The 21576-nt window shown below is 49.2% G+C and carries 25 protein-coding genes; 10 read left to right on the top strand and 15 right to left on the bottom strand.

Annotation, left to right across the window (positions count from 1 at the left end; genetic code table 11):
- Positions 1 to 76 precede the first annotated feature (76 nt).
- Positions 77 to 883, bottom strand: a complete 807-nt coding sequence (locus AC3WQT_RS24720; protein ID WP_492708036.1) for an isocitrate lyase/PEP mutase family protein — start codon at positions 881 to 883, stop codon at positions 77 to 79.
- 177 nt (positions 884 to 1060) lie between these two features.
- Positions 1061 to 1837, bottom strand: a complete 777-nt coding sequence (locus tag AC3WQT_RS24725; protein WP_492708038.1) for a 3-oxoacyl-ACP reductase family protein — start codon at positions 1835 to 1837, stop codon at positions 1061 to 1063.
- 148 nt (positions 1838 to 1985) lie between these two features.
- Here AC3WQT_RS24725 and AC3WQT_RS24730 point away from each other — a divergent pair, with 148 nt between their 5' ends.
- The 5 genes from AC3WQT_RS24730 to AC3WQT_RS24750 all read left to right on the top strand — a co-directional run bounded on the left by AC3WQT_RS24730 (position 1986) and on the right by AC3WQT_RS24750 (position 5038).
- Positions 1986 to 2921, top strand: coding sequence for a LysR family transcriptional regulator (locus AC3WQT_RS24730; RefSeq protein ID WP_492708040.1), 936 nt, complete (start codon positions 1986 to 1988; stop codon positions 2919 to 2921).
- Positions 2922 to 3001: 80 nt separating this feature from the next.
- Complete coding sequence (gene hutC, locus AC3WQT_RS24735; RefSeq protein ID WP_492708230.1) at positions 3002 to 3721, top strand: histidine utilization transcriptional repressor HutC; 720 nt, start codon at positions 3002 to 3004, stop codon at positions 3719 to 3721.
- Positions 3722 to 3916: 195 nt separating this feature from the next.
- A complete protein-coding gene (locus AC3WQT_RS24740; protein WP_492708042.1) occupies positions 3917 to 4114 on the top strand; it encodes a hypothetical protein in 198 nt (65 codons plus the stop codon).
- A 41-nt stretch (positions 4115 to 4155) separates the two neighbouring features.
- The gene (locus tag AC3WQT_RS24745; RefSeq protein WP_492708044.1) at positions 4156 to 4818 is read left to right on the top strand and encodes a DUF2242 domain-containing protein; all 663 of its coding nucleotides are present in this window, start codon (positions 4156 to 4158) and stop codon (positions 4816 to 4818) included.
- Positions 4819 to 4822: 4 nt separating this feature from the next.
- Entirely contained in the window at positions 4823 to 5038 is a 216-nt protein-coding gene (locus AC3WQT_RS24750) for a DUF3820 family protein (RefSeq protein ID WP_492708046.1), read from the top strand.
- A gap of 133 nt (positions 5039 to 5171) precedes the next feature.
- Here the strand turns inward: AC3WQT_RS24750 and AC3WQT_RS24755 are convergent, their stop codons facing one another.
- The 5 genes from AC3WQT_RS24755 to AC3WQT_RS24775 form a co-directional block, all read right to left on the bottom strand.
- Positions 5172 to 5570: a hypothetical protein gene (locus tag AC3WQT_RS24755; RefSeq protein ID WP_492708048.1), complete on the bottom strand. Its 399-nt coding sequence runs from the start codon at positions 5568 to 5570 to the stop codon at positions 5172 to 5174.
- Positions 5571 to 5811: 241 nt separating this feature from the next.
- A complete protein-coding gene (locus tag AC3WQT_RS24760; RefSeq protein ID WP_492708050.1) occupies positions 5812 to 6639 on the bottom strand; it encodes an SAM-dependent methyltransferase in 828 nt (275 codons plus the stop codon).
- Positions 6640 to 6732: 93 nt separating this feature from the next.
- The gene (locus AC3WQT_RS24765; RefSeq protein ID WP_492708052.1) at positions 6733 to 8481 is read right to left on the bottom strand and encodes a sensor domain-containing diguanylate cyclase; all 1749 of its coding nucleotides are present in this window, start codon (positions 8479 to 8481) and stop codon (positions 6733 to 6735) included.
- 28 nt (positions 8482 to 8509) lie between these two features.
- Positions 8510 to 8725, bottom strand: a complete 216-nt coding sequence (locus tag AC3WQT_RS24770) for a hypothetical protein (RefSeq protein ID WP_492708054.1) — start codon at positions 8723 to 8725, stop codon at positions 8510 to 8512.
- Positions 8726 to 8827: 102 nt separating this feature from the next.
- Entirely contained in the window at positions 8828 to 10537 is a 1710-nt protein-coding gene (locus AC3WQT_RS24775) for a M14 family zinc carboxypeptidase (protein WP_492708056.1), read from the bottom strand.
- Positions 10538 to 10702: 165 nt separating this feature from the next.
- Here AC3WQT_RS24775 and AC3WQT_RS24780 point away from each other — a divergent pair, with 165 nt between their 5' ends.
- On the top strand, positions 10703 to 11806 hold the full coding sequence (locus tag AC3WQT_RS24780) for a threonine aldolase family protein (RefSeq protein WP_492708058.1): 1104 nt from the start codon (positions 10703 to 10705) through the stop codon (positions 11804 to 11806).
- Positions 11807 to 11913: 107 nt separating this feature from the next.
- Positions 11914 to 12255 carry a hypothetical protein gene (locus tag AC3WQT_RS24785; RefSeq protein WP_492708060.1) on the top strand — a complete coding sequence of 114 codons (342 nt, stop codon included), beginning with the start codon at positions 11914 to 11916 and terminating at the stop codon, positions 12253 to 12255.
- 15 nt (positions 12256 to 12270) lie between these two features.
- Here AC3WQT_RS24785 and AC3WQT_RS24790 read toward each other — a convergent pair whose 3' ends face one another.
- Together AC3WQT_RS24790 and AC3WQT_RS24795 are read right to left on the bottom strand one after the other, a co-directional pair.
- Positions 12271 to 13698 (bottom strand): HAMP domain-containing sensor histidine kinase, encoded by a 1428-nt coding sequence (locus AC3WQT_RS24790; protein WP_492708062.1) that lies wholly within the window; start codon positions 13696 to 13698, stop codon positions 12271 to 12273.
- Positions 13695 to 14420: a response regulator transcription factor gene (locus tag AC3WQT_RS24795; protein WP_492708064.1), complete on the bottom strand. Its 726-nt coding sequence runs from the start codon at positions 14418 to 14420 to the stop codon at positions 13695 to 13697. Before AC3WQT_RS24795 ends, AC3WQT_RS24790 begins: the two co-directional genes overlap by 4 nt.
- A gap of 137 nt (positions 14421 to 14557) precedes the next feature.
- On the opposite strand from AC3WQT_RS24795, the gene AC3WQT_RS24800 reads away from it, so the two are divergent.
- Complete coding sequence (locus AC3WQT_RS24800) at positions 14558 to 15652, top strand: hypothetical protein (RefSeq protein WP_492708066.1); 1095 nt, start codon at positions 14558 to 14560, stop codon at positions 15650 to 15652.
- 18 nt (positions 15653 to 15670) lie between these two features.
- On the opposite strand, the gene AC3WQT_RS24805 is transcribed toward AC3WQT_RS24800, so the two are convergent.
- The 5 genes from AC3WQT_RS24805 to AC3WQT_RS24825 all read right to left on the bottom strand — a co-directional run bounded on the left by AC3WQT_RS24805 (position 15671) and on the right by AC3WQT_RS24825 (position 19081).
- The gene (locus AC3WQT_RS24805; protein WP_492708068.1) at positions 15671 to 16126 is read right to left on the bottom strand and encodes an SRPBCC family protein; all 456 of its coding nucleotides are present in this window, start codon (positions 16124 to 16126) and stop codon (positions 15671 to 15673) included.
- A 33-nt stretch (positions 16127 to 16159) separates the two neighbouring features.
- A complete protein-coding gene (locus AC3WQT_RS24810) occupies positions 16160 to 16951 on the bottom strand; it encodes a helix-turn-helix domain-containing protein (protein WP_492708070.1) in 792 nt (263 codons plus the stop codon).
- Between the two features lie 46 nt (positions 16952 to 16997).
- A complete protein-coding gene (locus AC3WQT_RS24815; RefSeq protein WP_492708072.1) occupies positions 16998 to 17828 on the bottom strand; it encodes an amino acid ABC transporter substrate-binding protein in 831 nt (276 codons plus the stop codon).
- Positions 17829 to 17975: 147 nt separating this feature from the next.
- Complete coding sequence (locus AC3WQT_RS24820; protein WP_492708074.1) at positions 17976 to 18680, bottom strand: SDR family NAD(P)-dependent oxidoreductase; 705 nt, start codon at positions 18678 to 18680, stop codon at positions 17976 to 17978.
- A gap of 98 nt (positions 18681 to 18778) precedes the next feature.
- Positions 18779 to 19081, bottom strand: a complete 303-nt coding sequence (locus AC3WQT_RS24825) for a 4a-hydroxytetrahydrobiopterin dehydratase (RefSeq protein WP_492708075.1) — start codon at positions 19079 to 19081, stop codon at positions 18779 to 18781.
- A 163-nt stretch (positions 19082 to 19244) separates the two neighbouring features.
- Here AC3WQT_RS24825 and AC3WQT_RS24830 point away from each other — a divergent pair, with 163 nt between their 5' ends.
- The gene (locus AC3WQT_RS24830; protein WP_492708076.1) at positions 19245 to 19757 is read left to right on the top strand and encodes an Lrp/AsnC family transcriptional regulator; all 513 of its coding nucleotides are present in this window, start codon (positions 19245 to 19247) and stop codon (positions 19755 to 19757) included.
- A 124-nt stretch (positions 19758 to 19881) separates the two neighbouring features.
- Complete coding sequence (locus tag AC3WQT_RS24835; protein ID WP_492708078.1) at positions 19882 to 20139, top strand: hypothetical protein; 258 nt, start codon at positions 19882 to 19884, stop codon at positions 20137 to 20139.
- A 61-nt stretch (positions 20140 to 20200) separates the two neighbouring features.
- Here AC3WQT_RS24835 and AC3WQT_RS24840 read toward each other — a convergent pair whose 3' ends face one another.
- Positions 20201 to 21493, bottom strand: a complete 1293-nt coding sequence (locus AC3WQT_RS24840) for an acetamidase/formamidase family protein (protein WP_492708080.1) — start codon at positions 21491 to 21493, stop codon at positions 20201 to 20203.
- Positions 21494 to 21576 lie beyond the last annotated feature (83 nt).

Raw genomic sequence — 21576 nt, forward strand, 5'->3', positions numbered from 1 at the left:
TCAAATTCAGGAATATTTTTTCAGATCATCCCGCGTGGATGATCTGTTTCCCCCAGCCTAGTGTCACTTGCCCATTTCAGCCATCAACATTCAAGGCTGCATTCATATATGGATAGCTTAGCTCATGCTTGAATAATGAAGCTGTCTGTCCCTGATGCAAAAACTGGTGCACCCCCTCCCTGCCATGATGATAAGCAAGCTGGAAAGGCACAGGCCCCAATGAGAAACGACGGCAACCGGCAGCAAATAATTGGCTGATGTCCGGCATGCCAGACACAGCCATGATGTTGACCGGAATATCGAGTGCCTGTGCAATAGTAGAAATTGCTGCAGCATCGCACAGCCCTGGCAAAAAGGCTGCGCTGGCTCCGGCAGTCTGGTAGGCCTGGGTACGGCTAATCGCCATTTGTACAGCAGCATCGCCACTCGCCAGTCCACGCAGATACACGTCCGTCCTGGCGTTGATGAAGAATCCGGCACCATTAAGCTTGTTGCGAATGGCCTTGATTTTTGCTATCAGCAATTCTGGCGCACCGCCACCATCTTCAAGATTGATACCAGCCACACCATACTGCTGCAGGTCTGCTACCAGGTTAGCGACGCTATCAGCATCGTCGCTATAGCCATCTTCAACATCCACCGACAAAGGCACTTTGATGACGCGCATGATGCGTCGCACGGCTGCCAGCAACTCGTCACGTGGCAAGGTGCCACCGTCAGCATAGCCTAGTGCCCAGGCCAGCGAGGCACTGGAGGTGGCAATCGCTGTGGCACCATCACGCTCAAACAGGACTGCACTGGCGGCATCCCAGGCATTGGGTAACAACAAGGGTGTACTGCCCTCGTGCAATTCTTTGAATGCACTGAAGCTTGTGGCTGTCATGAAAACTCCAAATGTTAATCAGGTGGGAAACATCGAAATCTTACGCAATGCGACAGGACATATCCCGCCGGATTCGGCCACTATTGTCACACAAAAAAAGCCGGGCTGCGCTGCACAAACCTGCAGACAATCCGGCTCTTTGATTCATGCATTTTTTATCTGCACACGTCAAGCATATCAGGCATCAAAGCCACCATCTGCCTTGAGATTGGCACCGGTAATGAATGCTGCATCCTCACTCGCCAGGTAAGCAACCAGGCTCGCGATCTGTGCGCCTGTACCGTATTTACCTGTCGCCATATAGCTGCGCATGGTGTCGGCAAAAGCACCGTTGGCTGGATTCATTTCTGTATCAACCGGGCCGGGCTGTACATTATTGACGGTGATGCCACGTGCGCCCAGGTCACGTGCCAGGCCACGGGTGAAAGAAGCTACCGCGCCTTTGGTCAGCGCATACAGTGACAGGCCAGGTACTGGCACATAATCACTGTTGACACTGCCTATGTTGATGATACGGCCACCCTGTTTCATATGACGCTGCGCTTCTTGCGAGGTAACAAACACACCGGTCACGTTGACAGCAATCAGGCGTTGATAATCGTCCATGCTGATATCCGCAATACCGCTAGCAACCAGTGCACCCGCATTGTTGACGAGGATATCGAGACCGCCAAATTCTGCGACCGTTTTTGCAACTGCCTGCCTGACTGCATCTGCATCTTGCGCATCAGCGCGAATAGCCAGTGCCTTGCCACCAGTTGAGCGTATATCAGCCACCAGTTGCTCTGCCTGCTGCGCACTGCTGGAATAAGTGATGGCAACTGCAGCGCCGTCTGTTGCCAGTTTGCGTGCAATGGCTGCACCTATACCGCGTGAACCGCCGGTGACCAGGGCTGTTTTACCAGCCAGGTTTGCTTTGGATGTGTTTGCTTGAGTGTTGAATGTTTGTGTCATGTCGTTCTCCTGTTTAGTTCAGTTTGGTTCGGTTGAATTTCGCTAATCCGGGATTGGATGTAGCTATTTTGTGCTTTTTAAATGATTACAAATAGTCCATAATCGATTACATTACCTTCAACTAAAGGTTGAAAATAGAAAGCTCATCATGGAAACCCTTTCCAGCATCGAATCCTTTGTGCGCAGCGCAGAAGCAGGCAGTTTTTCCCAGGCGGCGCGCAATCTGGGGCTGACACCAGCGGCGGTCAGCAAAAATGTCGCAAAACTGGAGTCGCGTCTGGGTATACGTTTATTCCAGCGCAGCACGCGCAGCCTGATGCTGACTGAAGCAGGAGAAGTATTTCTGGCACAGGTCAGTGGCGGGCTGGACAGCATACAGGCGGCGTTGGCGAATGTAGAAAACGTTGCAGGCAAACCTGCTGGTATATTAAAAATCAGCCTGGCACTGGCCTTTGGGCGAGATTATGTTTTGCCTGTAGTGAATGATTTTATTAACACCTACCCCGACGTGATACCTGACCTGCACTTTGATAACCGCAGCGTAGACCTGATCGCTGAAGGATTTGATGTTGCCATTGGTGGCGGTATAGAGCTGGTGCCGGGTGTTATCGCGCGTGAAATCGGGCGCGCGCATGTGATACCGGTTGCCTCGCCTGCCTATATCGCCAGGCACAAGACGCCATTGAAGCCCGCCGACCTCGCAGAACTGGATGGCATTATGCGGCGCTCACCGCAAAGTGGCAGGCTGCGCTCATGGACGCTGCGAACCACTCCGGGAGAAGAGGCACATATGGAACTCAAGCCACGTATCATCATGGATGACCCCGAAGCCATGTGCCGCGCAGCATTGCTGGATCTGGGCGTGGCCATGGTACCGCGGCTGCATGCACTGCCCTATCTGGAAAGTGGTGCATTGCTGCGTCTGTTGCCTAGCTGGTATGCAGATATCGGCCCCATTGCCTTGTACTATGCCAGCAGCAAACTCATGCCTGCCAAGACCAGGCTGTTTGTCGATTTCATCCTCATGCGTTTTCGTGAGCTGGATATCGCTGGTAAATTTTCTGCGTTGCCGCGCAAAAAGTGACAGTAAATGACAATGTCGGCCAATATATTCGCTATCACTGCTGTGCTATGAGAAAATGCAGACACCCATCACTCTAAGCCATCTATCCTGTGAAACCCAGCAAGCCAGACATTCCAGCCTTTCAAGTCATCAAAGATACCCTGCTCCAGGAAATCCAGTCAGGCAAATGGAAAGAAGGTGATGCCATCCCTGCTGAAACTGCGCTAGCCAGCCAGTTTGGCGTGTCACGTATGACGGTCAACCGTGCCGTGCGTGAACTTACCAGCGAACAAATCCTGACGCGCATCCAGGGTTCTGGCACTTATGTGGCGCAACAAAAATACCAGGCAACTCTGGTCGCAATCAAAAGCATCGCTGAAGAAATCCGTTCACGCGGCCATGCCCACCGTAGTGAATTGCATGAACTGAAGGCAGAAGTCGCGACTGAACAACGGGCCGCAGAATTCCAGGTCAAAGCTGGGCATCCGCTATTTCACTCTGTGATTGTCCACTTCGAAAACGAAGTGGCAATACAGGTGGAAGACCGCTGGGTCAACTCCAGTGTGACACCAGAATACCTGCAACAAGACTTCAGCGTCATGACCCCGAATGAATATCTGGTGGCAGTCGCCCCTTTGCAGGGTGTCGACTACAGCATAGAAGCCGTGCTGCCACCAAAACAGATAGCCGAGATGCTGCATATCTCAGCCAAGGAAGCCTGCCTGGTCTTGCACAGAACCACCCGCTCACGCGACATGATCGCCACCAGCGTAACCATGTGGCACCCGGGTAAGCGATATCAGTTTGCGGGGAGTTTTTAGTTTTAGATCCTTCCTCTTTGGTGAGCTCTTTGGCTTTAAAATTTTCTACTGCATCTGTCACCCAAATCATCCCCCACCGCGTTATACCTTAATAATCTGGCATGTGTAGCTTGGTATTTAATGTAGCTGTAACACCTCCAGGGTGCTGGCAAGTTAAAATACGGGCTACGCTCAAATAAGCAGGAAAGAAACATCATGGCAAAAAAGAATGAACTAGACCCGGAAACCGAGGCACTGATTGCCTGGTGTACGGAAGTAGAAGCTTTCCTGGTCGCTGGCGGTGCTACCGTCAACCAGGCGCAAGACCACATAGAAGAGCAGATAGAGTGGTTCACCGATCTGTTTTTTGACGGATTAACACCGGAAGAGGCAGCCAAAGAAGCGCTGGCCTGAGTGCCCGCGCAAGCGCACCTCTAAAGCATATTGAAATAAAGATGATTCACCGAAAATTTTTAGTACCATTCACTCTCTCCCTTGGCTTATTAAGCGCCTGCACGACCACCAAACATGCCGGCATGCAGCATGAAGAATTTGGTGCTACCGGGGTATTTACACGAGGCTTTCCTGGCACTGAAAAAAGTGCTTGCGAAGCAGCCCGTCGCGCACTGCTGAGCCAGGGTTATGTCATCAGCGACTGGAAACCTTCTGTCCTCAAAGGCCGCAGGAAATACCAGCCGGAAGCAGATGTCCATGCCGAGATTGAATTCAATGTTGTCTGCGTGGCAGACAGCAAGGGTAGCAATAGCACGACCGTTTTTGCGAATGCTGTGCGGGACCGCTATTCCTTAAAGAAAAGCAACACTTCAGCCAGCATCGGTGTCAGTGCCCTGGGTTCAGTCTCCCTGCCTTTTGGTTCTACAGATGATGCGCTGGTCAAAGTTGCCAGTGAAACCATTCCTACCGGTCAGTTCTACGAGCAATTCTTTGAATTGGTAGATCGCTACCTGGATAGCGTACCTTATGTACAGGAAGCTGAAGAAGAAAAGAAAACAGTAGCGGCCACGCCAGCCCCAGCGGTCACAACGGCAACACCGGCGAGTCAGCCTGCGGCAGGCACACCGCCGCCAGTAGAATCCGGCAAAAAATCTGAGGACTAGACTCATGCAAGCCGACGATTTGCAAAGACTGCTGAGTTTCAAGATGCCTTATGGCAAATACAAGGATACCGCCATCGCTGACTTGCCCGGGCATTACCTGGGTTGGTTTGCACGTGAAGGTTTCCCCAAGGGCGAAATTGGCCGCCTGCTGGAATTAATGTATGAGATTGATCACAATGATCTGGGTGAGTTGCTCGCTCCACTCAGAAAGAAGTCCTGAGAAAGCAGATTTTCAGGACTGGATAAAGCATGCGCACCGGCAAATACGCCGGTAAGCACACCATCAACAGGTTCAAAACGATAAAAGGCAGACATGGTCAACATGCCTGCCTTTTTTTGCCAGTCCAGACTAATTAATTAGTTTTGACTTCTTTGTTTTGACGCTTGCCTGCAGCAGTTGCTGGCAGGAATTTCATAGGGTCATTCACGCCTGCTGCATAGGCAGTTACCAGACTGCGCTGTCTCATGCAGGAAGCGCTGAGTACGGTAGCATCAGGTGCTGCAGAATTCACGCAAACTTGCAAATCCTTGACTGTATCCAGGGGAATGCCAGCTGCCGCTGCGACGGAAACGATGGATTGTGGATTGGCACCGCTGGCAACCAGATTATCCACAGTTGCCTGCAAATTGCTTGTCGTTGTCAGTGCATTGAAGATGCCATCAACAGAAGTGTCTACGCCTTCAGCACAGGCTACCGACAAACCACCAGCAAGAGCCAGTCCCAACAATGCATTTTTGATCATTTTTTTCATCAGTATCCCCCAACTTGTTGACAAACCATTTTGTCTCACGCGACCAATTCTAATTAAGTGTAAATCAAATTGAAAGCAGATATTTGTAACCTGAGAAGTTGAATCATGATGTTGATTAAATTAACATTTAGCCACTTTTAAGGGATTTTGCCACTGGTATGCAGTCAATAACAAGTTTGTGCTTATCAGCTTCATCCACAATAATGCCAGGCAACAACGAAACCCTTGCTACTGCTCTCTTTCAGGCGGCCTGCTGAACTTGCCCTCTTTGCGCGGCAATGGCATTGAGCTGGTCAATAATTGACTGGTCTCTTTCCAATGCTTTTGCAGGTGGTATCACCAGCGTGGTAATTTGTTTCAACAGCATCTGCGGCAAATCTCCAAGACGAATCTTGTCCATGCGTGTTTTTTCAAGAGGATCAGTCGCAGCCTCATACAAAATCACTTCATGATCCAGCGGATAGCTGCGTGCGAGTTTATTGACAAGCACTTGCAGATACTCTTCATTGGTCTCCAGTTTCTTCAACGCAAGTTCACCCGCGATACCAGGCTGCCACAGTATCAACAATGCTGTTGGATCAATCAAGCGATGGTAGATCATGAACTGGGTCGCTTCCATGGATTGCATACCCCGGCTACCGGGGTCTATGCCCAGATCAGCAACCAGGCAATCGAGGGCCGAAATACCGGGCTCCATATGCGCCTGATAACCCTCTGCTCTGGCGTCTGCAATTGCCATGTGAGAGATGCAGGCAAAAATTCCCGGATGTCCGTAAAAGGTAGCGCATACCCGTTTGCCAGCGCGCATTTCTGTCAGAATGGTGTCGGCCATGCGCCTGTAGGTGTCGCGCCTGTCTTTGCCGTCAATTTTCATGTCTTCATAATAGGAATTCAGGCAAATATATTCCTTGGCGACATCCATGAGCCATTTACGGGTGAATATATGCGGAATCGCAGCCACTACCACATCAAAAGACTCAATGTAACTTTGCGCAATCGGCGTCATTTGTCCTGCCATGCGCATGCCAGTACCCACACATACCAGCGATCCTTGTTTGCTATTAGTCATAGATAATTATTTTTCACCAGGGTGTAGGGGCAAATGGAAATGTATTTCTTAATCGTATTGCATGAGTTGTGAATGCGATGAACCTCTTCGTCCTTATCTGAACACATTCACACAATTTCGCCCTTCGGCCTTGGAGCTGTATAAAGCTTTATCAGCGGCCTCCAGAGTGGCATCAAAGGTGTTCAAGCCGTTACTATCCACCGTGGCCACGCCAAAACTGGCCGAAAGAGAAAAGATATGTCCGCTTGGTTCGGTATCGATCATCGCAATCGCCATGCGGCAACGCTCTGCTAGTTGCAGTGCAGACGCCTGACTGGAATCAGGCATGCAGATACCAAATTCTTCGCCGCCAAGACGGCCAAACAAATCAACTTTACGCAAATGAGTTTTAATGGTTTCACATACGTTTTTTAGTACCCAGTCGCCAGTCGCATGACCATAGGAGTCGTTGATATTTTTAAACAAATCCATATCAAATAAAATGATGCTCATACTGCCGGTGCGCATCTTGAACGCTTCGTTTGCACAGGTCATGAAATGCATGCGATTGGCTGCCTGAGTCAAGCCATCGGTCTGTGAAAATTGGCGGAACTGATTTTTTTGCTGTAGTGTTTTGATCAGCCAGAGTGACAGCAGAACCAGAATCACTGCGACCAAAACAATAACCAATATCAAATTCTGATTATTCTTTTTTTCCAGTTCACGTTCTACCGCAAGAATTTTATTCTTTTGTTCCAGCAAGCTTAATTGTATGGCTTTGTCTTGCGTGTCAAATTTCACGCGCTGATAAGCGAGATTTTTGTGCAACTGATCATCCAGCACTCTATTCTTCAATACCAGAGCTGCTTCATAATATTCCAGAGCACCTGCATACTGACCTTGAGCGCGCTTGATGCTTGCCATGGTCTCGGCGGTCTTTTCCATGAGCTGGACCGCACTACCTGACTTCGCATGCAGGTATGCCTGCAAACCAAAACGTTCTGCCTGCTCAAGGTTTCCCGCATTCATGTATGCGCGTGACAATGCATCTTCAAGTTGAGTCAGGTAATCAGAGCTTTGATTGGTTTTGGCAAATTCTGCCAGCAAAGGCAGACCTGCTCCCCGGCCTTGCAAATAATTACCTGAATCGATCAAATCCACACTGGCCAAGGAACGCAATATCAGGACGATAAAACTCCTGTCGTGCTCTTCGCAAGTTTGTATAGCCTCAGGCAATATGGATCTGGCGCGTTGTCTTTCGCCACGCATGAGATTAATTTCAACAAGATTTGCCAGGCCTATGCATTTGGAACCACTCTCTTTGATTTTGGCATCAAACGAAAGCATCCTGTCGTTATAACTCAAGGCCTCATCATAAGCATGCAAAGAATTAAGCAGCGTGATTGCTGATTGAAGTGCATCCAACTTGGCATTCTGATTAACTAGCTGAGGTAATAAAACAATGCTCTTGTTCATTGCCATCAGGGCTTTTTCGTATTCACCCAGGCTGGTATATCCAGAAGTCAATTGATATAACAGACGTGCCTGAAAATCAGGGTCTTTGACCTTGTCGATATTTGACTCTACCAGCTCAACACGCTCTTTATGCCGCCCTTTAAAACCAAGTGCAGAAGCACTCAATAAATAAAAGCGGCTGCGCTGAGTCGCGTTAAAACTGGATTCAAGTCCTTGCAGTTTTGCAAGTGTACTACTTGCTCTTTCCGGTGCAGTACGTATATCCTGCGCAACTGTCGAGAGCAGATCATCAATATCTTTTTCCTTGCTTTCCTGAGCGTAAGCAAGGGAATTTCCGGCGACAAGCAGCAATACAATGAAAGATCGAAAGACTCTAAAAGAAATCATCACTTGTGCCGGAGAATTAAATTCAATCTTAATACGCAGTTTCCGTTGCATCAATTGCCGGAACTACCTGGGCAGAAACACCCAGCAACTGCGCCACAACATCTTTATTACCAGTCAATACTGCAGCCTGTTCAGCCTCAGTCAATCCAAAACTTGTCATGGCAGATTTGGCGCCACTTTTATGTGCTTCGAGTGCGACCGCATCTTTATCCAGAGTGTTCAAATAATCAAGCAATTTAGACATAATTTTTTACCTTTCAGTCAACTTCCACGGTTATAAAACAGGAGTAATACCGTAGAAGATTCTATTATGTTTCTGTAAAAACTTGTAACAAATTTCAAAAAATCAATGCATTATGCGCAACACTGGGTAGCGAAGCCATTCAGGCTCCTTAAATCGCGCGCATCGACTGAAAATAAAGTCCAGCACTGCCTGCTGATCACTGAGCAAACCGGGGTTTTCCTGCTTCCATTGCTCAAAAGCTTGCCTGACTTCTGGTTCAGTGTTCAGGATATCTGTCGCTGTGTCTTCAAACACATAATCTGAATAAGCTTCTTTCTTTTCCAGCACACTATTAAAGAACCCCCAACGGAAGAAACTGTCATGCGCCTGCGGCTCCAGAGTTTCGACAATGTAACGCGCTCGCGGCTGATCCAGCGAAACCAGATAATCACCAGCATGAACTGTGACGCGATCATTTATCTGCAGCAATTGCACATCGTCATGAAACATGTGTCCTTCATACGCATGCGGACGCGATCTCACTGACTGTATGCGATACAACTGCGCCTGCACGGCTGTATCACTTTCCAGCCTTTGCATATGTACGCCGTTCCATTGCAGACGCTCTATCACCGCGCGCCAGGCTTGCGGTATCAGATAAGCTTTAGGCTGGGTAATATTGATGTCAGCTACAAAATGGTCGTAATAAGCAATTGCTTTTTCCCACGACTGGCTGCGGTCGTATGACAGACGTGTGTAATTACCCAGTACACTGGGGCTGTAAACCGCCTGATAACCCTTGAACATAAAGCTGGAAGGCTGGCTATGATCTGCTGCCCAATGAACAGCAACTTGCTGTTGCTGGCTGGCAGACTGACGCGCTTGCGCACGCAATGCCTGTATCTCGGCACCGCGGGCAACTGTAAAGGACAATACTGTTTCCACCAGCGCACGCATGGAAGCATAGCGGTCAGCAAAGGGTTTCAGCATATGGGTTTCTGGCATGAAACCTATGGTGTGATGCAGGGCCGCGTAGCCGGTAGAAAAACGTGGTGTTTCCAGAAAGTCTTCTATGCCGTGATCAGGGCTATCCTTGACTGGATTTACGTAAGGGCAAGTCGGCCAGCCACGCTCCTGCATTTCTGCGTAAATTGCCGGCAGCATGGTGTCACGCAAAAATGGTCCCAGACCGTAGCCCAGTTTGTCGGCCTGGGTTTGTATCAGGGTCATCGTGTAGTGATAGTCTGCACCGTTTGATGTATGAGTATCGACCATGACATCCGGGCTCCAATCGCTGAAAAAGCGGTTGAAGACCTGGGCATTTTCACTATCACATTTGATGAAATCCCGGTTCAGATCCAGGTGCAGACTATTACCACGGAAGCCGAACAGCTCAGGACCATCCTGATTCACCCGTGAAGTATCCTGACGGTTAAGGCAACCATCAACGTTATAGACAGGAATGAACAGAAACACTGTTTTACCCAGTGCAGCAAGTCTCTCAGGCTGGGTACAGAAATCACGCACCAGCGCCATGCAGGCATCAATACCTTCAGGCTCACCTGGATGGATGCCATTATTATTGAAGAAAATGGGACGTTGCTCTTGCCTGATGCGCTCGCGCTCAAATACGCCATCAGCCGTCACAATACCGGCATGAATGGGCTTGCCATTGTCGGAAACACCGATCTGGCCGAATTGCAAAATGCCAGGAAATTGCGTTGCAAGATTTTGATAAAACTGTATGCAGGCTTCCCAGGTGGTAGTCTGGTTTTGGTTACCAGCTTCATAGGGTGTGATGAAGCTGGTGGTATGGTCTGTATGTGATGACATGCGGTACACCAGTTGAAAGTAAATGTATCCCACGATTTTAGCGTACAAGTCATCAAACTGGCATGGCATACTGATGCTTGATTGAAACAAATCAGATATTGATTTCTATTGCCAAAACTCATTTCATCAAAAATGATGCGTTCTAATACATTGCGGGAGATTTTCGTGACTGATGCCGAGATAAGCGCCCTGCGCCAGAACTGCCATACGACCTTGCCTGGCCATCGTGCCATCACGCCCGCAGAAACCTTCAGGCGCATGGCTGCCTGGTCAGAAGACAATCAGGTGCAACATGACACTTATGGCGAAGGTGAACTGATACAGTCATTCGAGAACAAAGTCGCTGCTTTACTGGGAATGGAAGCAGGCCTGTTTTGCATCACTGGCACGTTGACGCAGGTCACGGCCTTGCGCCTGGCATGCGAAGAACGGGGCAGTCAGCTGGTTGCACTGCACGCCAGTTCCCACATCCTTGTTCACGAAAGAAGCAATTATCAATTGCTCGATCATTTCAAAGCCTTGCAAATAGGTAATCCACACCGCCCATGGACACTCAAGGACTTGCAAGCCCAACCAGAAAAAATCGCTGCTGCACTCTATGAATTACCCATGCGTGAAATAGGCGGACAATTGCCGGCATGGGAGGAACTCGATGCCATCAAGGCCTATTGCCGCCAGCACGATATACACCTGCACATGGATGGTGCCCGTCTGTGGGAAGCTGCGGCTGGTTACGGCCGTAGCCTTGCCGAGGTTGCCGCAGGTTTTGACACGGCTTATGTATCGTTTTACAAAGGCATAGGTGGCCTGGGTGGAGCCATGCTATTGGGTAACACTGAATTCATCGCCAAAGCGCGAGTCTGGATGCACAGGCAAGGCGGCAGTGTCTTTCGCCGCAGCCCCTATGTGGTGGCTGCCGCCATGCAGTTTGATGAAAGGCTGGCAGCCTTGCCCGACTGCCTTGCGCGTACACAATGGCTATTTGAAGAATTGCGCGCCTATCCCGAGTTCAAGACTAGTCCGGCTGCTCCGCATTGCAACATGTTGCACCTGTACCTGCCCACAGATAGAGATACGGCCATCACCATCCGCAACTGCATTGCGCAAGAACATGGCATATGGTTATTCAATAATGCTGTGCACACTGCCCTGCCTGGACTATGCATGTTTGAATGGTATGTCGGTGATAATTTGTTGAACATGGCAGACGATAAGCTCAGGCAGGCATTGGGTTTGCTGGCAAATGCTGTCAACAAAAAAGATCATTAATCCTGCTTTCCGGTTCGCTATGTTAGTTATCGCACATACAAGATTTTTTATCTTTATTAAGCTACCTGACATCGTTTCATCATTTCACGAAACGCAAAGGAGAAATAATGATAAGCCTGCTCAATCTGCAGTCAGATAAAGTCAAGTATGACCCTAACCATCTGTTTGATACACTGATCAAGCGCCTGCATTTAAAAAACGACGCGGCACTGGCTAAAATGCTGGATGTTGCACCGCCTGTTATCAGTAAAATCCGCCACCTGCGCCTGCCGATAGGGGCATCACTGATGATCACCATGCATGAAATCAGTGGTCTTACTATTAAAGAACTGCGCGCCCTGATGGGTGACAAAAGAGAGACTTTCAGGATTACTGATTCGCAGTTAAAACCTGTCCTGGCCAAGTCACGCCCCAAAAGCAAAGAACGAACTATGAGTCAGCAGTATTAAGGTTTTCGATTGCGATTATCGTCTGGGGAAAACCAAACTCAGACGTGCGCCGGGAAATTCGCTGCGTCCCCCGCCATTAGCTATCTCGTAATGGCCGCCATGCAGTTCGACTATGGCCTTGATAATGACAGATCCCAGGCCCAGTGAAATTCCCGCCTGCCTGCTCGGCAGACCCGAAAACAACAGGCGTGTGTCACGTCTTTGCCCAAAGCGGAACATCGCATCTGCAGACAAACCAGGGCCGTCATCCTCGACGATCATTTCCAGCGTATCAGCAACGGCTGATAGTCGTACGCGTACCCTGCTTTGTGCATATCTGGCTGCATTGTCGAACACATTACGCAAGAGTCTGGATATAAGATAAGTGTCACCTGTGATATTCCCACCCAGTTCGCCCCCCTGATCACATGCAGCATCAATCTCTAGCACAAATTCTATGGGCTGATCCGCTTGCTGTTGCAGATGTACTGCATGACCGGTCTCAGTTTTCAGCAAGTCACACAAATCCACACTGGTAACCTGATTGCGGTAACGCGGCTCATCAATATTGGCGATAAAAAACAAGTCATCAATCAGCCTGGTAAAATAATCCAGCTCGCTGCTAACGACGGTAAAAAACTCTTCGCGTTCTTGCTGCTCCATGGCTTCGCCATGGACAGATAAAGTATCAATCGCGGTACGCAAGCTGGTCAAAGGTGTACGCAAATCATGCCCCAGCTCCTGCAAAAGCTCGCGCCGCGTCTTTTCTATGGCTTGCAACTGCATGACCAGCCGCTGTATTTCATCGGCCATGGCATTGAAATGTTGCATCAACCCGCCTATGGCATCCAGCCTGCCTGAGGTAAAACGTGCGCCCAGGTCTCCGGCTTCCATATTTTGAATGACACGCCGGGCTTCGGTAGAACGCCCACGCAAATAAAGGGTCAGCAATAACAAACCCAGCAAAATTGCGGTCACCAGCGTCACCACAAACAGTGCGGCCATGGTTAAAAACGCGCCACGGGCTGGCGTGCCTGGATTGTGTATCAGTAAATAGCGTGGTTCATCAGCCTGCAGACGCACAATCGCAGAAGCTGCCCCCCCTGAAAAAAAGCGCCCGCGCGCCACCACCTCATGAACTACTACAGGCTTGGCGCGCTGCAAGAACGCTGCTGACGGGATTGCTTCCGCTGGATTACTGGCCAGGATTTTATTGTCTGCACCAACTATCCACATTTCCAGCGGGATTGCCGGTGATTCACTGCGATAAGCCTGCACACGGCGCAGACCTTCAGCATAATCATGCTCTTCAACAATGCGGGCGATAAACAAGTACATACTGCGCTGCACTTCGTCGCCGGGGCGCGTAGTTACCTCTCTGATCATCCAGAGATAAAACAGGCTCAGCAGCAAAGCAAAAAATATGCTGATCGCAAAAAAACGCAACCACAACGAACGACTCATGCATGCTCCAGTTTATAACCGATACCATAAATGGCGACGATACGTTCCGTCGCACCAGCATCCTTTAACTTGCGACGCAGATGGCTCAAGTGTGAGTCTATCGTCCGGTCGTAGATAAGATTAGTATCCTCAAACTGATTCAGTATCTGCTCACGGGTAATGGCACCCCCATTTGCTTTTACCAGCAACATCAGCACTTCATATTCCTTCTTGCCTAATTGCAGAGCAGTTCCGGCAATACTGGCATTACGACGCTGAACATCCATTTGAATATCACCAAAACTGATCAAAGTCAGATTCTGATAATCTGCCTGTACCCGTCCCAATAGACGACGCATGCGCGCACTAAGTTCCCGCAAGCCACAGGGCTTGCGTATGTAATCGTCGGCACCGCCCTCTATACTGGCGACTACCGCTGTTTCATCTGTCCTGGCTGATAGCATCAAAATTGGTGTTACCGGATGGAGCGCACGTAATTGTCTGCACAGACTAATGCCATCTCCATCAGGCAAGCCAACGTCAAGCAGTATCAATTCAAATGTCTGCAGCGACAGCACTTGCATTGCGGCTGCGACACTGCCCGCATGACTGAGCACAAAACCTTCATAGCGCAAACCCATGTTTAAAGTGCGGGCGATCATGGGATCGTCTTCAACTAAGAGAACTGAAATTGCAGAGCTCATGGGTCTTGAAACAAGTAGTAACAAAGAAGATCCCTTCATTTTGCCATACTGTCGATAAAGAAGACTTCTTCCATCAAAATTACAGAATTCATGTTTACAGTTTCTGACAGCTGGCTTGTTACTTTAAAGCTTCTATCACAAGTCTATACATCATCTGTCCCTATACTGGAGATCACATGTCTTACCTCTCATCCATACTGGCTATTGCTGCCATTGCAGCTACCAGCAGCATACTCAGCGCCTGCGGCGGTGGCAGTTCCGGCAACACATCTGACGCCGCACCACCCGTTACCGGCAATAGCAGCACGACTACCACTGGCAACACAAACACTGGGGCCAGCAACAACCGCATTGCGGCAGCTATTACAGCGGCAAAAAATACGGCAAATACAGATCCCATGTGCACGACCGACAAGCTGGGTGACTTTTACTGGGAAATTGGTAATGCCAGTGATAACGCACCGATAGTGTCCGGCTCGCAAGGTTCTGGCAGCGTCAATTCCACGAGCTATTTCAATATTGCTTCTGCCTCGAAATGGATATTTGGTGCCTATGTGCTGGAAAAGAAAGGCATAGATCAGGTGCGCAACAACAGTTCTTTAAAAGATGGTCTGCGTTTCATGTCAGGTTATACCGGTTTCAACGAGGATGCCTGTGCAGGAAAGCTGAACATCACTGCCTGTTACATCGCCGGCATGAATGGCAGTACAGGCCTGCCTAATCCAGATACTGTGAATAAATTCGACTACGACAGCGGGCATGATCAAAAACTGGCCAGCGTGGATTTGGGTCTGGGCAACTTCACTGCCGCTCAGCTTGATACCGAATATCAAAATACGATAGGCTTAAGCAAAGGTTTTCACATGGCCGCGCTAGACCCATTGATGGCGGGCGGCATGATGGGCACAGCGACTGACTACGCGCTGTTCCTGAAAAAAATCATGAAACAGGAATTGGAAATTGGTCACTACCTGGGTGACCAGGCCATCTGCGCCCTGCCTTCTGCCTGTCCGGGTAAAGTCATGTATTCACCGATAGTGTTACTCAACGAACCATGGACTTATTCTTATAATCATTGGGTAGAATCTGAAAAAGGGAATGGCAGCATAGACGCTTATTCCAGTCCCGGCAAATGGGGCTTTTATCCCTGGGTTTCTGCTGACAAAAAATACTATGGCATTTTGTCGCGCCATGACAAGGATGCAGGGGCTTATGGTGCATCAGTCAAATGCGGCCGTCAGATACGCAAAGCTTTTATGAATGCGCTGTAGGCTAACATTTGACGCGCATCAAGGCATGGCAGCAAATTGCCGCTCTGCATAAGCTGTCAGGGCGACGATACGCTTTTCTGTCTCACGTTTGAATTTCAGGCACAAGATAGGCGTCAACAGCCATGACAGCCAGCGTGGTTTGGCCGTGATGTTATAGGAAAAACGTACACGGGTCAGCCCTTCAGATAATGCCTTGAAATGCCAGCCGCCGGCAAACTGGTCAAAGATATACGGGCCGCAGATCATTTTGACGGCGGCCACTTCATTTGGTTTATACGAGACATATTCGATATCCATCGCCAGGCCATTGCCGTCTATGCAGCGCGCCTGGGCACCTACCGCGGCGTGCTTTGCGTTCAGCAAATAGGATTCTGTAGTCAAGGTATCCCACTCTTGCCTGAGAGTGTAATCCTGGGTCAGGTCAAACAGATACTTGGCACTGGCCTTTACCTCAAATTCATGTTTGATCAACATATTAATTGCTCCGTGATTTTGACATAAGGGATACTACTTTTTGTTTGCCGAAAACTGACTTGGCGGCGCACCAAAGTGCCGCTTGAACATGGCGATGAAAGCACTGAGACTATCGTAACCCAGTTCAAGTGCGATGCTGGTCACTGCTATACCAGCGGCCAGCAATTCCAGCGCCCGCATTAGTCTGGCACGTTGCCGCCAGTCAGAAAAACTCATTCCTGTCTCTTCAGCAAAATGGCGTGTCATAGTTCGCGGTGCAATGCCTGCCCATGTCGCCCATTCCTGCATGGAGCGTGCATCGCCAGGCGTTTCCGCCAGGGCTTTGGCAATTTTCAATAGCCGGCGATCAACTGGCATGATCAACACAAAATCCTGTGATGGCGAATTTGTAATCTCATCGACTATGACAGCAAGCACACGCTCTCGGGCAGCATTTAAATGCTCACTGACACTCCAACTCGCTGCACGCAAAACCGCTTCCTGTAATAAGCCAGATACTTGCAGTATTTGTGTTTGGGTTGGCAGGTTTTCAGATGGCGAGATGTAAGCACTCCATCCCGTAAAGACCTGGCTGGTATGCAAGGCGTGAAGTTGTAAAGGTGGCAGCCAGATTGCATGGCCACAGGGCACGACAAGTTGTTGTCGCTCAGTGGCGATCATGATCACACCGGTCGTTGCCGCCAGGATCTGACCACGCATATGCCTGTGCTCAGGCGTTCTGCGTACGTGGGCTTTGCTGGTAACGGCATAGACCAGTGCTCCGCCTTCCTGGCTGGCGCGGGCAGGATCAATCAAAGGTGACGGTTTGGCCTCAGTACTACACATACAGGAATTATATCCCAGGCAGTTTCAATCCGTGATCCACTACATGTCAATCCGCTGTTTTGTCTGAAGGAAAACGAATAGAGTCACGCAATAGAAAGCCCATGGGCATAGCCAGGTTCATTTGTTTATTACCTATAGGCTTGGTAAACCAATCCTTGTAGAGCTTTTCAAACTCACCGTCAGCAATCATCCTCATCATCTCGCGATCTACCAGATTTTTAAAGACTGTATCCTCTTTACGCAGCATGAGCGAATAAGGTTCGACAGACAAAGGGTCGCCGACGATGATAAATTCGTCCGGATTTTTTGCTTTTGCCCTCAGGCTGTACAGTAAGACATCGTCCATGGCAAACGCGTCAGCCTGTTCTTGCTCAACCATACTAAATGATATTTCGTGGTCTTGGCCCTCCAATACTTTGATGTTGAGTGCCCTGACATTACTGCGAGCATTCACCAAGTCCAGTGTTGTCGCATTCCTGGTGGTGACAATAGTCTTGCCTTTCAGGTCCTGCCAGTTTCTGATACCTTTGTTTTTCTTGACTATCATGCGCACGCTGGAAAAGAAATGCGGGATAGTAAAGCTGACGCGATTGCGCCGCTCTGCAGTATTGGTGGTTGCGCCACATTCAATATCTGCCTTTCCTTCCATGATGCTGGAGAAGCGGGAAACGGAATCTACCGGAAGATATTGGATTTTTAAATTGGGCAGTTTAAGTTCTTTTTTAACTGCACTGGCTATCTTGAGGCACAGATCAATCGCATAGCCATTGACCCGGTTATCTTCAGTGGAATAAGAAAAAGGGGTTGCCTGTAAGTAGGCGAATGTGATCGTCTGACTTTCTCGTATTTTTTTCAACGTATCTGCAGCATTGCTCATGCCAGGTATCATTACCACTAGCATCGTACATGTCAGCAACAAACCCCGGCAAATCAAAAAAGTGCTTTTCATTACAGCAACTCCATAGTTCAATATCTCTCAAATATTTGTCATGGCGCAGCGATGAATACATGCTGCGCATCAAACTCAACTACCGCCGACAACGGGCAAGGCAGCACCATGAATTGCACGTGCCTCATCAGATGCGAGAAAAGCGATCACATCAGCAAGTGCGTCTGGAGAAACCCATTTACCAGGGTCAGCATCCGGCATGGCGAGCCGGTTTTGTGGAGTATCAAGAATGCTGGGGAGAACGCAATTGACATTGATATTATGTTGACGCAGCTCTGCTGACATACTTTCTGTCAGGCGAATAAGCACATCCTTGGCGGCACAATATGCCCCCATTTTGGCCACTCCTCTCAGTGCCGCATACGCACTGACATTGACAATTTTCCCGCCTGACCTGTCTATCATGCCGGGAACAACTGCACGCACCAGTTGCAACATGCTGCGGACATTGATATCGAATAAAAAATCCCAATCTTCATCCACAGTGTCATGCACTGAATATCCCATGCTAAAGCCACCCGCAGCATTGCAAAGTATGTCGATAGCCGGATATTTTTTCAGGCTGAGGTCCAGCAATGTAGTGACTTGATCTCTATTGCACAAATCCGCAGCCAGGAGCAGGCATTGCCCGCTAGCAGGACCAAACGCACTTTCAAGATCATAAAGATGACGGTCAACGAGTATCAGGTTTTTCCCATTTTGAGAAAATTTCCTGGCGAGTGCGCGTCCCAGATTACCGCACGCACCAGTAATCATGACTGTTTCAATTTTCGTACTCATGATGTTTTCCCCTTGAATGTTGGATGTTGAAATTTGTAGTGTTTTTTCTTGAAGAAGTAAGGCGCTACCACACTATTTCGCGGCAGCAGTTGCCATTGTTACCTGGCAGGAAAATCCCATGCTGAAAATACCCGGTCGGCATAGAGGGCAAGTTCAATATCCTTATCCGTGACGCCACCGGCGTCGTGTGTCGTCAGTGTCATGACGACCTTGTTATAGACATTAAACCACTCTGGATGATGGTCTTTTTTCTCGGCAAACAAAGCGATATGCGTCATAAATGAAAATGACTGCATAAAATCTGTAAAAATATACTCGCGCGTTATCGCCTCACACTGGCGATCAAGTTTCCACATGGGCCGGGATTGCAGGAATTGCGAAATGCTGTCTGGATTCATCATTCTTTCTCTATTCAATCAATTATTTTCGGTTTTCCTTGATCTTCATCAAGCATTGAATCGAAAATAGTTTAGTGCGGATCATTTGCAAAATGTGCGCAAATTAGTCATTATTAAAGTGTTTTCATGCATATTTTTTGCATTAAATATCAATCAAAGGAAAAATATGAGCACCGTCACAGTTGATAGTTACGACATCAATTTACTGACTGCCCTCCAGCGTGATGGAAAAGCAACGAATAGCGCTCTTGGGGAGAAAGTACATTTATCGACATCGCAAGTCAGTCGCCGTGTACAGCGCCTGGAAGAAACAAAGGTGATTTCTCACTATGTTGCGGTGCTTAATCCTGAAGTGATCGGATTGGGTGTCTCAGCTTTCACTCACATTACTTTAAGCAGGCAGGGCGAACACGCAGCCTTGTTCGAGAAAGCCATGATGGACTTGCCTGAGGTACTTGAATGTCATTCAGTCACTGGCGAAGCTGACTATGTACTTCGGATTACGGCACCAGATCTGACATCGTTCTCTGACTTCATGGAGAAAAAATTACTACGTCTCCCTAGCGTTGCCAGTGTCAAATCCATCGTGACACTGAAAACGATCAAGCAAACTTCCAGCCTCCCGCTGGAGCATATTGCCCAGCCAAGACCCATCAAAACCCAGATAGTCTTTACATGATCCCTGAGATGGGAATGGTGAATATGGTCATGGCCTTGGCGCGACATATGTCGGCGCCAAGTCGCAAGTAGCTTACTGGCATCCGGCGCATGATAGAGCCTTCATCAACCCACAAGGAAACAACATGAAAGCAGAAGACATACTCCCCGACCACATCAACACCACCACCATCAATGGCCTGACCATCAGAAAAGGCACGGTTGCAGCCTTCGTGGCAAGTGCAAAAACCTATTTACAGCCAGACAGCTTACCAAGCGAACGCACCGAGGCAAAAACAGCCGTATTGGAAGCCCTGCCCGCCCTGCAGGCTCTGGGGATTTTTGATGTGTTCGTCATTGCAGATCCGGGCCTGCGCGAACTGGTCGCTACACATCAGCGGTAATCAGGCAGTAAGCATGTATTCGTCGATGAGGCAGCCCATTGTCTGGACTGATCTGGGCTGCTCATTGAGGGCGTAATTTTGCCAGCACAGTCTTGTCCAGTTTTGCTGCCACACCTACGCTGCGCCCCGCCAGATTGGGGATACTGAAATGAATTGCGCTACCCAAAATCTGGGCGCATTCCGACAGGCTGAGCCCATAATCCTGTTGCAGCCACTGCACCATGCCGCTGGTTGCTGCCCGCAAGGCGTCATCCAGCGAGCCTGCCTGTCCCAGCACCATGATCTGCGTTGGTGATTCTACTCTTGGTGCATTGACCGATTTTCCTTTAATGACATCCACGGTAAATTCCACGTCCATGGATGTTTCCAATCCATATTGTGAAGTTTCGCCATCTCCCTGCAAGGCGTGTGCATCACCGAGATAGAGCAAGGCGCCGGGTTGCTGCACAGTCAGATAGACGGTGTTGCCTTCAACGACCTCATTAAAATCCATATTGCCGCCAAAACGCCCAGTGTCACCTGTAGATATAGGTGGGGAGCCATTGCCAGGTGCAACCGCCAGCCCACCCAACATGGGGCGCACTGGCAGACTCAAATTACGCAAGCCTTCTGTGGGCTTCTCTGGACTTGCCAGACCACGTTCCCTATCCAGCTTCCAGCGTATGGGCTTGCCAAGATTTGTTGCCTTGGCGGCCAGTGAAGTACCCATTGCCCTGCCAACGATACTGTCGAGGCTGTCGGCATAATCGCGGTTCAGACGCAATCGCTTAAGATGTACTACTAAGGTATCACCCGGTTCGGCAGTGCCAACAAAAAACGGCCCAGTCTGCGGATTGCCATACAAAGCCTTGGTGATGCCATTTTCATCGACACCACCAGAGTCTATCGTCTTGGTATGTACCGTATCACCCGGCCAGACCGTCAGCACGGGCAAGCGATGCGGACTGAATTCATTGGAGTAATCCGTGGGTTGAAAATCGTATTTTCTTGCGGCTCCAGCAGGGCGATCAGGTATCCTGCGCGCGCTGAATGCGTGCGAGGCTCTGGCCTGCGGGTTATTTGTATCGGGGAAGTCTGCCGTGCCCTGCATGGCATCCTTGCTGACTGTGCCGACATAGGAATACTTGGCCTTGTCAGCATCCGTTACCGTGAACGCTATGCCTTTGGCGGTGCGCGTACCAGCAAGCTGGTCACCATCAAGCTTGCCACTGATGCTGCTACCGTCCACTGTAATACTCAAGGTCTGATAAGAGCGATTACCCCATCTGTCTACTTGCAATAGCCAATGCTCTTCATCTGTGGCATTTGCCAAACAAGGGAGAAGGAAGGCCAATAGCATTGCGTATCGCAGCATGTTTTTTCCAGTGATGAAATTAAATGTATCTGCAATACTAAATTATTCTGACATCACTCTACATAAAATGCGATGAACTGCCA

It is taken from the genome of Undibacterium sp. FW305-107 (assembly GCF_058788535.1).

Coding starts and splice junctions, on each gene's coding strand:
- AC3WQT_RS24720 (WP_492708036.1), bottom strand. CDS start 883: ATGACAGCCACAAGCTTCAGTGCATTCAAAGAATTGCACGAGGGCAGT.
- AC3WQT_RS24725 (WP_492708038.1), bottom strand. CDS start 1,837: ATGACACAAACATTCAACACTCAAGCAAACACATCCAAAGCAAACCTG.
- AC3WQT_RS24730 (WP_492708040.1), top strand. CDS start 1,986: ATGGAAACCCTTTCCAGCATCGAATCCTTTGTGCGCAGCGCAGAAGCA.
- AC3WQT_RS24740 (WP_492708042.1), top strand. CDS start 3,917: ATGGCAAAAAAGAATGAACTAGACCCGGAAACCGAGGCACTGATTGCC.
- AC3WQT_RS24745 (WP_492708044.1), top strand. CDS start 4,156: ATGATTCACCGAAAATTTTTAGTACCATTCACTCTCTCCCTTGGCTTA.
- AC3WQT_RS24750 (WP_492708046.1), top strand. CDS start 4,823: ATGCAAGCCGACGATTTGCAAAGACTGCTGAGTTTCAAGATGCCTTAT.
- AC3WQT_RS24755 (WP_492708048.1), bottom strand. CDS start 5,570: ATGAAAAAAATGATCAAAAATGCATTGTTGGGACTGGCTCTTGCTGGT.
- AC3WQT_RS24760 (WP_492708050.1), bottom strand. CDS start 6,639: ATGACTAATAGCAAACAAGGATCGCTGGTATGTGTGGGTACTGGCATG.
- AC3WQT_RS24765 (WP_492708052.1), bottom strand. CDS start 8,481: ATGATTTCTTTTAGAGTCTTTCGATCTTTCATTGTATTGCTGCTTGTC.
- AC3WQT_RS24770 (WP_492708054.1), bottom strand. CDS start 8,725: ATGTCTAAATTGCTTGATTATTTGAACACTCTGGATAAAGATGCGGTC.
- AC3WQT_RS24775 (WP_492708056.1), bottom strand. CDS start 10,537: ATGTCATCACATACAGACCATACCACCAGCTTCATCACACCCTATGAA.
- AC3WQT_RS24785 (WP_492708060.1), top strand. CDS start 11,914: ATGATAAGCCTGCTCAATCTGCAGTCAGATAAAGTCAAGTATGACCCT.
- AC3WQT_RS24790 (WP_492708062.1), bottom strand. CDS start 13,698: ATGAGTCGTTCGTTGTGGTTGCGTTTTTTTGCGATCAGCATATTTTTT.
- AC3WQT_RS24795 (WP_492708064.1), bottom strand. CDS start 14,420: ATGAAGGGATCTTCTTTGTTACTACTTGTTTCAAGACCCATGAGCTCT.
- AC3WQT_RS24800 (WP_492708066.1), top strand. CDS start 14,558: ATGTCTTACCTCTCATCCATACTGGCTATTGCTGCCATTGCAGCTACC.
- AC3WQT_RS24805 (WP_492708068.1), bottom strand. CDS start 16,126: ATGTTGATCAAACATGAATTTGAGGTAAAGGCCAGTGCCAAGTATCTG.
- AC3WQT_RS24810 (WP_492708070.1), bottom strand. CDS start 16,951: ATGTGTAGTACTGAGGCCAAACCGTCACCTTTGATTGATCCTGCCCGC.
- AC3WQT_RS24815 (WP_492708072.1), bottom strand. CDS start 17,828: ATGAGCAATGCTGCAGATACGTTGAAAAAAATACGAGAAAGTCAGACG.
- AC3WQT_RS24820 (WP_492708074.1), bottom strand. CDS start 18,680: ATGAGTACGAAAATTGAAACAGTCATGATTACTGGTGCGTGCGGTAAT.
- AC3WQT_RS24825 (WP_492708075.1), bottom strand. CDS start 19,081: ATGATGAATCCAGACAGCATTTCGCAATTCCTGCAATCCCGGCCCATG.
- AC3WQT_RS24830 (WP_492708076.1), top strand. CDS start 19,245: ATGAGCACCGTCACAGTTGATAGTTACGACATCAATTTACTGACTGCC.
- AC3WQT_RS24835 (WP_492708078.1), top strand. CDS start 19,882: ATGAAAGCAGAAGACATACTCCCCGACCACATCAACACCACCACCATC.
- AC3WQT_RS24840 (WP_492708080.1), bottom strand. CDS start 21,493: ATGCTGCGATACGCAATGCTATTGGCCTTCCTTCTCCCTTGTTTGGCA.